Annotated in this window: 10 protein-coding genes; 5 read left to right on the top strand and 5 right to left on the bottom strand. The window is 68.7% G+C overall.

From position 1 onward, the window contains the following. Positions 1-170: 170 nt before the first annotated feature. Positions 171-626 (top strand): hypothetical protein, encoded by a 456-nt coding sequence (locus AADH62_RS09120; RefSeq protein ID WP_341579175.1) that lies wholly within the window; start codon positions 171-173, stop codon positions 624-626. 21 nt (positions 627-647) lie between these two features. Here AADH62_RS09120 and AADH62_RS09115 read toward each other — a convergent pair whose 3' ends face one another. The 3 genes from AADH62_RS09115 to AADH62_RS09105 form a co-directional block, all read right to left on the bottom strand. After that, a complete protein-coding gene (locus AADH62_RS09115; RefSeq protein ID WP_341579173.1) occupies positions 648-1,382 on the bottom strand; it encodes a GIN domain-containing protein in 735 nt (244 codons plus the stop codon). Between the two features lie 35 nt (positions 1,383-1,417). Further along, positions 1,418-1,873 carry a DUF6326 family protein gene (locus AADH62_RS09110; RefSeq protein WP_341579172.1) on the bottom strand — a complete coding sequence of 152 codons (456 nt, stop codon included), beginning with the start codon at positions 1,871-1,873 and terminating at the stop codon, positions 1,418-1,420. Positions 1,874-1,962: 89 nt separating this feature from the next. Next, positions 1,963-2,949 (bottom strand): NAD(P)-dependent alcohol dehydrogenase, encoded by a 987-nt coding sequence (locus tag AADH62_RS09105; protein WP_341579170.1) that lies wholly within the window; start codon positions 2,947-2,949, stop codon positions 1,963-1,965. Positions 2,950-3,082: 133 nt separating this feature from the next. Between AADH62_RS09105 and AADH62_RS09100 the strand changes: the two genes are divergently transcribed. From AADH62_RS09100 to AADH62_RS09085, 4 genes are all read left to right on the top strand, one after another. Beyond that, complete coding sequence (locus AADH62_RS09100; protein WP_341579168.1) at positions 3,083-3,778, top strand: DUF2306 domain-containing protein; 696 nt, start codon at positions 3,083-3,085, stop codon at positions 3,776-3,778. A gap of 4 nt (positions 3,779-3,782) precedes the next feature. Next, positions 3,783-4,898 carry a sensor histidine kinase gene (locus AADH62_RS09095; protein WP_341579167.1) on the top strand — a complete coding sequence of 372 codons (1,116 nt, stop codon included), beginning with the start codon at positions 3,783-3,785 and terminating at the stop codon, positions 4,896-4,898. Continuing rightward, positions 4,895-5,563 carry a response regulator transcription factor gene (locus AADH62_RS09090; RefSeq protein ID WP_341579166.1) on the top strand — a complete coding sequence of 223 codons (669 nt, stop codon included), beginning with the start codon at positions 4,895-4,897 and terminating at the stop codon, positions 5,561-5,563. The genes AADH62_RS09095 and AADH62_RS09090 overlap by 4 nt, the downstream gene beginning before the upstream one ends. A gap of 170 nt (positions 5,564-5,733) precedes the next feature. After that, entirely contained in the window at positions 5,734-7,323 is a 1,590-nt protein-coding gene (locus tag AADH62_RS09085) for an MFS transporter (RefSeq protein WP_228178996.1), read from the top strand. A 153-nt stretch (positions 7,324-7,476) separates the two neighbouring features. Here the strand turns inward: AADH62_RS09085 and AADH62_RS09080 are convergent, their stop codons facing one another. Continuing rightward, positions 7,477-7,911: a TA system VapC family ribonuclease toxin gene (locus AADH62_RS09080; RefSeq protein WP_341579164.1), complete on the bottom strand. Its 435-nt coding sequence runs from the start codon at positions 7,909-7,911 to the stop codon at positions 7,477-7,479. After that, positions 7,908-8,132 (bottom strand): antitoxin, encoded by a 225-nt coding sequence (locus tag AADH62_RS09075; RefSeq protein ID WP_228178998.1) that lies wholly within the window; start codon positions 8,130-8,132, stop codon positions 7,908-7,910. The genes AADH62_RS09080 and AADH62_RS09075 overlap by 4 nt, the downstream gene beginning before the upstream one ends. Between the last annotated feature and the right edge of the window lie 82 nt (positions 8,133-8,214).

Below are 8,214 nucleotides of genomic sequence, written 5' to 3'. Positions count from 1 at the left end.
CCGTCACGATCACCGGCAGGGCAGCCAGCACCGCCACCAGCGTGAGCAGCAGCATCCGTGGTGGACGTGGCATGGCCGGATCCTCTCGTCGCGGGGTCTGCCCCCAGCATCCCAGTGATCGGCGCGCCCGGTGGAGGTTCGACATCCGCCTCGTTGTGTGGTGAGACTGGATGATGCGCCCACTCACACGACGCACACTGATCGCCACAACCGGAACGCTGGTCGCAGCTCTCGCATTCACCGGATGCACCGGCGCGAGCTCCGCCCACCGGGACTACCCGATCTTCGAGCAAGAAGCCACCGCCGCCGACCAGCCGCCGCAGACGATCCTCGACCAGATGAGTGAGGACGCCTCCGTCGACGCGAAGCCGGAACCGGACTCCGCCCGTCTTGCCGGCACATACGAGGGAGTGTCGCTCTGGCTGGTCAAGACGGTCGCCATGGGAAACGTGTGCCTGATCGCCGCCTCAGCTGACGGAGAACACTGGGTCGCAGGCTGCGGAGCACCGCATAACGGCGAGGTGATGGGGGCAGACCTGGGGACGTTCGGCTGGCACTCCGACGACGTCGAGGTGCCCTCCACGGCAACCCCCATCAGCGAGAACGTCTACGTCTACACCGGCTGACGCGCCCCCCGCCCCTGCGGGCTACCGGGGCGCCGCGATCTCCACTGTGCCGCTGCCCGTGACATCCGTCGCGACCTGGGTGGGATCGCCGGCATAGGTGAGTCCGCCGCTGCCGCTCACGCTGGCACGGAGGGTGTCGGTGACGAACATCCACGCGGAGCCGCTGCCCGCGATCGATGCTGAGGCCTTCTGGGTGCGCAGATCCTCGCCCGAGAAGTCACCCGACCCGTCCATCGTGAGGTCGAGCGACACGCTCGAACCGTCGAGGGTGACGCTGCCCGATCCGTCGATCCTCACCGTCAGGTCCTGCGTGTGAGTGTCGGTCAGCGCGAGGCTGCCGGAGTCCGTGATCTCGACGACCCCCTCAGGTCCGAGCACGCCGGCGCCCGAGACGCTCCCCGAACCGCTGACCTGCACACGATCGAGGGAACGCACGGTGAGGTCATAGCTGATCCGGCTCACGCCGAACGCGCCGCCGCCGTAGTCCAGCACCAGCGTGCCCTCGTCGACGTCGGAGGTCAGCGCCGAGATCGCGACAGCAGATGCGGTGATCGTCAGCGATTCCTCCTCGCCGATCGTGATGGTGAGATCGCCGCTGGTGCGAAGGTCCACGGCATCCACCTCGGCGAGCTCTCGCGTCTGGGTCGTCATGGGTCCTGAGAACGGGATCTGTCCGCAGGCCGACAGCGGTGCGACAAGCAAGACTGCGGCGGCGAGAACCGCGGCGCGGGTGAACGGTTGGGTGCGGGTGTGCATGGTGCTCCGTAGGAAGAGGGTGGGGAAGGGGGATGTTACGAGCGGGCGTTCTGTCGGCTGGCGGTGCGCGGCCACATCCAGACCGAGCGCAGGATGTACGCCAGAAGCGCCAGCTCGATGCCGATCGAGATGACATAGAAGGGCGCCCACTCCCAGGTCTCGCCGACGGCGTTGAACACCGTGACGGGGACGTACAGAACGCCCACGACAAGGTTCGTGATGCGGTTCGCGCGGGCAGGAAGGACCGCGGAGAGCACGACCATCACCGACGGGATCGCCGTGAGCGTGAGAAATCCGGTCATCAGCGCCGGTGTGATCGGGAACTCGAAGACCAGACCCGCCTGGATGTTGTCGATGACGTTCGGCTTGTGGAGGTGGTAGTAGTCGACGTAGATGTACAGGAACATGAAGCTCGTCCAGGCGGCGGCGAGCTTGGCTTGCACGGGGACAAGCGCGGTGGCGAGCGGTTTCGTGGTGGGTGAGGTGGTCATGGGTCCTTCTCGGTGTCAGGGGTGTTCCATCCGCCAGGGCGGCGGCAGGTCGGGGTGCGCGATGCGCGGTGTGAATGCCGTCAGCGAACTCAGATCGTGACGACGACCTTTCCTCGCGTATGCCCGGTCGCGACGTGGCGAAGGGCATCGGCGGCGGCATCCAGCGGATAGACGCGGTCGATGACCGGCGTGAGCGGACCGCTGCTGGCGAGCGCGGCCAGAGTGAGCAGGTCCTCTCGGGTGCCGACGGAGGTGAACGGTCGCAGGCGCTGGCGGGTGAACAGGGACAGCACATGGGCGCGGATGACTCGTCCGATGGGTCCGAGCAGGCGGCCGCCCTTCCCGCTGTTGGGGATCAGGGTGCCGGCGGGGGTGAGGGCTCGACGGACGACGCTGAGCGGACGGGACTCGACATTGTCGAGGATGACGTCGTACTGCGATTCCCGCGCGGTGAAATCGGATGCCGCGTAGTCGATGACGTGGTCGGCGCCGAGCGAGGCGACAAGCTCCCCGTTGCCGGCGCTGCACACGCCGGTGACCTCGGCACCCAGGGACGCGGCGATCTGCACGGCGAACGACCCGACGCCGCCGGATGCCCCGACGATGAGCACCTTCTGTCCCGATGCCACGCGCGCGACATCCCGCATCGCCTGCAGCGCCGTCATGCCGGAGGTCGGCACCGCGGCGGCCTCCGCGAGCGACAAGTTCTCGGGCACGGGCGCGAGGTTCTTCGCGGGAACGCGGGCGTATTCGGCAAGTGACCCGGTCGTGCACCACCCGAACACGAGGTCGCCGGGCTCGAAGCCCTCGACATCCTCACCGACCGCCGCGACCACGCCCGCAAGGTCCATGCCGCGGATGGCATGGCGCGGCCGGCGCAGACCGAAAGCGAGGCGCACGATGTACGGTTCGCCGGTCATGACGAAGTAGTCGCCGGGGTGCACCGACGCCGCCCGCACCCGCACGAGCACATCGCCGCGGCCAGGAACCGGCGGTTCGACATCGGCGATTTCGAGGACGGAAGGCGGACCGTACTGGCGCTGCATGGCGGCGCGCATGGTCGTCGTGGTGTGCATGACATCGAGAATGCGCCGCGTGCACGGCATCCGTCATCGGCCGGAAGGCCGCGATCTGATCGGCCGAAAGTACGGTCCTCAGTCCGTACCCGAGGCCGATGTGCGGGTGATGCACCCACGCGAGCATCGAGTCATGCCTTCTCACGTGAAAGACGCACCGCCGCTGCCGGCGGCACCGGATGCCCGGCCGCGAACGAGGTCCGGATGGCCCGCCATCAGCGGACTGCTGCTGCTGAGCGCGCTTCCGATCATCGGTGGCGCCCTCAGCCTGCGTGAGGCCAGTGCTCCCGCAGCCGATGCCCTCGCGTGGGCATCCACCGTGGCGATGGTCGCCCACATCGTCTCGATGAGCGTGTTCTGCGTGGCCGGTGCCTTCCAGTTCTCGCCCGCGCTGCGGGCACGGCGCCGGTGGCATCGAACCGCCGGCCGAGTGCTGCTGCCGCTCGGATTCGTGGCGGCGGTGTCGGGAGCCTGGCTCGCCGTCTTCTTCGGCGGCCCCGACGAGGAGTTCCCGCTCGCGATGGTGCGACTGTTCTTCTCCGCCGTCATGCTCGTGTTCCTCACGATGTCGGCGATCGCCATCCTGCGCCGCGACTTCACCGCGCACGGCTCGTGGTCAACCCGCGCCTTCGCGATCGCCGTCTCGGGCGGCACGCAGGCGCTCGTCTCGATCCTGTGGACGATTCCGTTCGGCGAACCCGACGCATCCGGTGAGACCTGGGTGGTGGGCGCGGGGTTCGTGCTGAACTGCCTCGTGGCCGAGATCATCATCAGGCGCCGGGTCGCCGCCACGTCGCGGGCGGCGGAGCGTGGTGCGCTTGTATCCTGACCCGGTGAGTGGGCTCTTGCGCTCAGCCTGGGAGGCGCCGAGCGCCGTGCCGCCGCCGCCACGTCGGGTATGGCGGGACTGGGTGCTGTTCGCCCTCGTCGCCGTGCTCGTGGTCGTGGAGGGCGTGTTCACCCCCGACCTCGTGAACCCACTTCTGTCGACGGCGGTGGTCCTCGCGGTCACGCCGACGCTGCTGTGGCGCCGCACTCAGCCGCTGTGGATGCTCTGCATCGTCCTACTGCCGATCGACATCGTGCTTCCGGTGGCGAGCCTCACGACCAGCCTGTTCCTGATGGTGATCGTCTACGCCCTGTTCCGCTGGGCGTCGGGGCGCGACCTCGTGATCGGCTCGGTGCTCGTGATCGCGAGCCTCAGTCTCACCTTCGTGCGAGGCGGGGGACTTCTCGAGCTGGTCGGCGGATTCGCCCTCCTGCTCATGTCGGTCCTGCTCGGCATGGCGTTTCGCTACCGCGCCGGCGCCCGTCTGCGCCTGCTGGAACGCATCCGCATGCACGAACGGGAGCAGCTCGCACGCGACCTGCACGACACCGTCGCGCACCACGTCACGGCGATCGCGATCCGCGCGCAGGCGGGAACAGCGGTCGCACCGCACGACCCGTCCGCGGCGCAGGACGCGCTCCGCGTGATCGAGACCGAGGCTGCCAAGACCCTGCGCGAGCTGCGATCGATGGTGCGCGTGCTGCGAGACGGTGAGACGGCCGAGCTCGCCCCGAGTCCCGGCCTCGGCGACATCGCACAGCTCGCGACCACCACGCCCGGCGGCGTCGTGGTCGAGGTCGCTGTCAGCGAGCCCGAGGTGAGCATCCCTCCGCCCGTTGCCGCCGCGGTGTTCCGCATCGCGCAGGAGTCAGTGACCAACGCCCTCCGTCACGCCCGTCACCTGACCCGGGTCGAGGTGGTCGCCGTGGCCGACGAGACCGGTGTGCGACTGAGCGTCGTCAACGACGGCGACCTGGCGGCGCCGCCCGCGCCCGGCTTCGGCCTCATCGGCATGAGCGAGCGCGCGGCCCTGCTGGGCGGCACCTGCGAAGCCGGCCCGCGACCGGACGGCGGGTGGACTGTGACAGCGACCCTCCCTCGTGTTGGATGGGCTCCGTGACCATCCGCGTCCTCATCGCCGACGATCAGGAGCTCGTGCGCACGGGGCTCAGCATGATCCTCGACGCACAGCCCGATATCGAGATCGTCGGGCAGGCATCCGACGGCAACGACGCTGTCGCGCTGGCGCGCCGACTGCGTCCGGACGTGTGCCTCTTCGACATCCGGATGCCGGGCCTCGACGGCATCCAGGCGACCCGCATGCTCGCCGGTCCCGACATCCAGGACCCGATGGCGGTGGTCATCATCACCACCTTCGACCTCGACGAATACGTGTTCGACGCGCTGCGGGCAGGAGCCAAGGGATTCCTCCTCAAGGATGCCGGGTCAGAACTGCTCGCCCAGGCGATCCGCGCCGCCGCGAACGGTGACGCCCTGATCGCGCCCAACGTCACAGTGCGGCTGCTGCACGCCTTCAGCGGTGCCGCCCCGTCGCCGGTTCCGCAGCCGATCGAACCGCTCACCGAGCGTGAGGAGCAGGTGCTCGCCGACGTCGCGCGCGGGCTCAGCAACAGTGAGATCGCGACGAACCTCTACATCACCCTCAGCACCGTCAAGACGCACATCGCGAGCCTCATGACCAAGCTCGGTGCCCGCAACCGCGTCGAGATCGCGATCTGGGCACACCAGACGGAGCGGATGCGCGACCAGAGTCCCCGTCCGTAAGGTCCCGACGACGTTCCTCCGCGCGAGGAGGCCTGCGGTACGTGTGGCCAACTCCTCACATCCGCGGGCGGCGCGGGAGTCCTGCGCGCCGGATGCCGTGCCGGGCCGCGGTATTGAGGAGTTGGCGACGGATGCCGATGCCGCCGACCGAGCATCGCTAGTGTTGTCGCGTGACCGACGCCGCAGCATCCGTGCCCGCCACCCCCGCCGCGCCGCCGCGCCCCAAGCTCGTGCTGACCGCGCTGATCCTCGGCGCCCTCGTGTGCAACATCAACCTCGCCGCCGCGAACATCGCCCTCCCCGACATCGGGGATGCGTTCGGCGCCGGGCAGACCGCGCTCAACCTCGTCGCCGTCGGCTGCTCGCTGGGCCTCGCGATGTCGGTCCTCTACCTCGGCGCCGTCGCCGACCGGTACGGACGCAAGCAGCTGCTCGTCCTCGGCCTCGGCCTCACGGTGGTCATCAGCTTCGTCGCCGCGTTCTCGGCATCCGTCGAGATGCTCATCGTCGCGCGCATCCTCACCGGCATCGCCGCCGGCATGGCCTACCCCGTGACCCTCTCGCTCATCACCGCCCTGTGGGGACCGGGCAAGCAGCGCACCCTCGCGATCGCGCTGTGGTCGGCGGTCAGCGCCACCGCGACCGTCGTCGGATCGGTGCTCGCCGGCGTACTGCTGCTGTGGTTCTGGTGGGGCTCCGCGTTCCTGCTGGCCGTCCCCTTCGCCCTCGCCGGATTCATCCTCGTGTGGATGTTCGTGCCCAGCCACGTCGCCGAGAACAACGAGAAGGTCGACCACCTCGGCGGTGTGATCTCGGTGTTCATGATCGGATCGATAGTGCTCGGGCTCTCGACCGTGTTCGTGCCCGACACCGCCACGTTCGGGCTCATCCTGCTGATCGCCGCCGTGGTGCTGCTGGGGCTGTTCGGGTGGCGGCAGGCGACGGCATCCTCGCCCCTCTACGACCTGCGCGTCGCGCGTCGACGGATGTTCTGGGCGCCCGCGACCGGCGGCATGATCGTCTTCGGATCGCTCATGGGTGCGATGTTCGTGGGGCAGCAGTTCCAGCAGAACATCCTCGGGTACTCCACCCTGGATGCCTCCCTCTCGATCGTGCCCGCCGGTGTCGGCCTGCTGCTGGTCGCGCCGCAGTCCGCGAAGCTCGTCCTCACCCGCGGATCGCGCTTCACGATGATGATCGGCTACCTGTTCGTGCTGTTCGGGTTCATCACGATGCTCTTCTGGAACGAGACCACCCCGTTCTGGTACGTCTCGATCGCCTACCTCGTGATCGGGATCGGCGCGGGGTTCGCGATGACCCCGGCATCCCGGGCGATCACCGAATCGACCCCGGTGCGCCGCGTCGGGATGGCCTCTGCCACCGCCGACCTGCAGCGAGACCTCGGCGGATCGATCATGCAGGGCGTACTCGGCGCCATCCTCGCCGCCGGCTTCGCCCACCACTTCGGCAAGCTCATCTCCGAGTCCTCGCAGGCCTCGAGCATCAGCGACCAGGTCGTCGCGGCGCTGCAGGCCTCGTACGCGTCGGCGCTGCACGTGGCCGACCAGTACCCGCAGTACAAAGACCAGATCCTGACCGCCGCCCGCCAGTCGCTGGAGACCGGGTCGATCGCGGCCTACGCCTTCGGCGCGATCGCCATCGCCATCGGCGCCGCGGTCGTCTGGTTCTTCCTCCCGAAGAAGCAGAAGGAACTCGAGCTCGTCGCCTCCTACGAGAAGGCCGACGCCGACAAGGCCTGAGCCGGATGCGGCGGCGGGCGAGGCCACGGTACATTCATTTGCCGCAAACTGTGGGGCCAGCGGGCCAGTTGCGGCGTGTTGCGGCAAGTGAGCGGAGCGGGGCGCGGTGGGAGCGGGGTGCGGTGGGAGCGGGGACCGGGCGGGCGGGGGCGGTCAGGCCGGGATGATCGTCACGTGTCGGCGGTCCTCGGGGGCGAGGGAAGCGACCAATCGGGAGTCAAACGTTGCCAGCTGCGCACCTTTTCGGGCGACGAGGTTCACGAGGTGATAGTCGGTGACCTGTCGGTGACCGACGAGTGCCGCCACATCGATATGGGGGGCTGCCAGGCTGGAGTCATCCGCAAGGAATCGGTGGAGCGGCAGGGCTCGCAGCCCTCGCAGGACCTCGAGCGCAGTTGCGGCGGTGAACGTCGCGCCCACGACGACCGGATTGAGCACGAGCCTCACCAGCCCTGCTTCGGTGTAGGGCGTCGTGGCCCACTGTGTGGTGTCGGAGAACCACGCGTGGGCAGCGTGGTAACGGACGTGATCCGGGGAGATGAGCGCGAGCAGGACGTTCACGTCGGGTACGGCAAGCGGAATGGTCATGCGACGTCGTCGCGGTGTTCGGCGACCAGCTCATCGGTGATGACGTGACTCCCGCCCGCCCGGGGAAGAGTCGGAAACCCCTGGGGAATACGGGGGGCTTCTGCGCCGAGGCCGCGTCGCGCCAGCTCCGAGACAGCTGCACCGAGCGACTGATCGGTCTGTGCAGCAAGCGCGCGTGCCGCACGGAGCACGGTGTCGTCGATGTCGAGAGTCGTGCGCATGGCGCCATTCTACGAGCAGCGCATCAACGCATCAACGCATCAACGCATCGATTCTGCGAACGTCGCGGGGAGGCGACCGGGA

This window comes from Microbacterium schleiferi (assembly GCF_038150145.1).
GTDB lineage: Bacteria > Actinomycetota > Actinomycetes > Actinomycetales > Microbacteriaceae > Microbacterium > Microbacterium schleiferi_B.
Note: the sequence above shows the minus strand (reverse complement) of the source record. Positions and strands in the feature narration are given on the sequence as shown.

What these genes read in the sequence shown, in the direction of transcription:
- AADH62_RS09105 (WP_341579170.1), bottom strand. Translation starts at nt 2,949, where the DNA reads ATGCACACCACGACGACCATGCGCGCCGCCATGCAGCGCCAGTACGGT.
- AADH62_RS09115 (WP_341579173.1), bottom strand. Translation starts at nt 1,382, where the DNA reads ATGCACACCCGCACCCAACCGTTCACCCGCGCCGCGGTTCTCGCCGCC.
- AADH62_RS09120 (WP_341579175.1), top strand. Translation starts at nt 171, where the DNA reads ATGATGCGCCCACTCACACGACGCACACTGATCGCCACAACCGGAACG.
- AADH62_RS09110 (WP_341579172.1), bottom strand. Translation starts at nt 1,873, where the DNA reads ATGACCACCTCACCCACCACGAAACCGCTCGCCACCGCGCTTGTCCCC.
- AADH62_RS09075 (WP_228178998.1), bottom strand. Translation starts at nt 8,132, where the DNA reads ATGCGCACGACTCTCGACATCGACGACACCGTGCTCCGTGCGGCACGC.
- AADH62_RS09080 (WP_341579164.1), bottom strand. Translation starts at nt 7,911, where the DNA reads ATGACCATTCCGCTTGCCGTACCCGACGTGAACGTCCTGCTCGCGCTC.
- AADH62_RS09100 (WP_341579168.1), top strand. Translation starts at nt 3,083, where the DNA reads ATGCCTTCTCACGTGAAAGACGCACCGCCGCTGCCGGCGGCACCGGAT.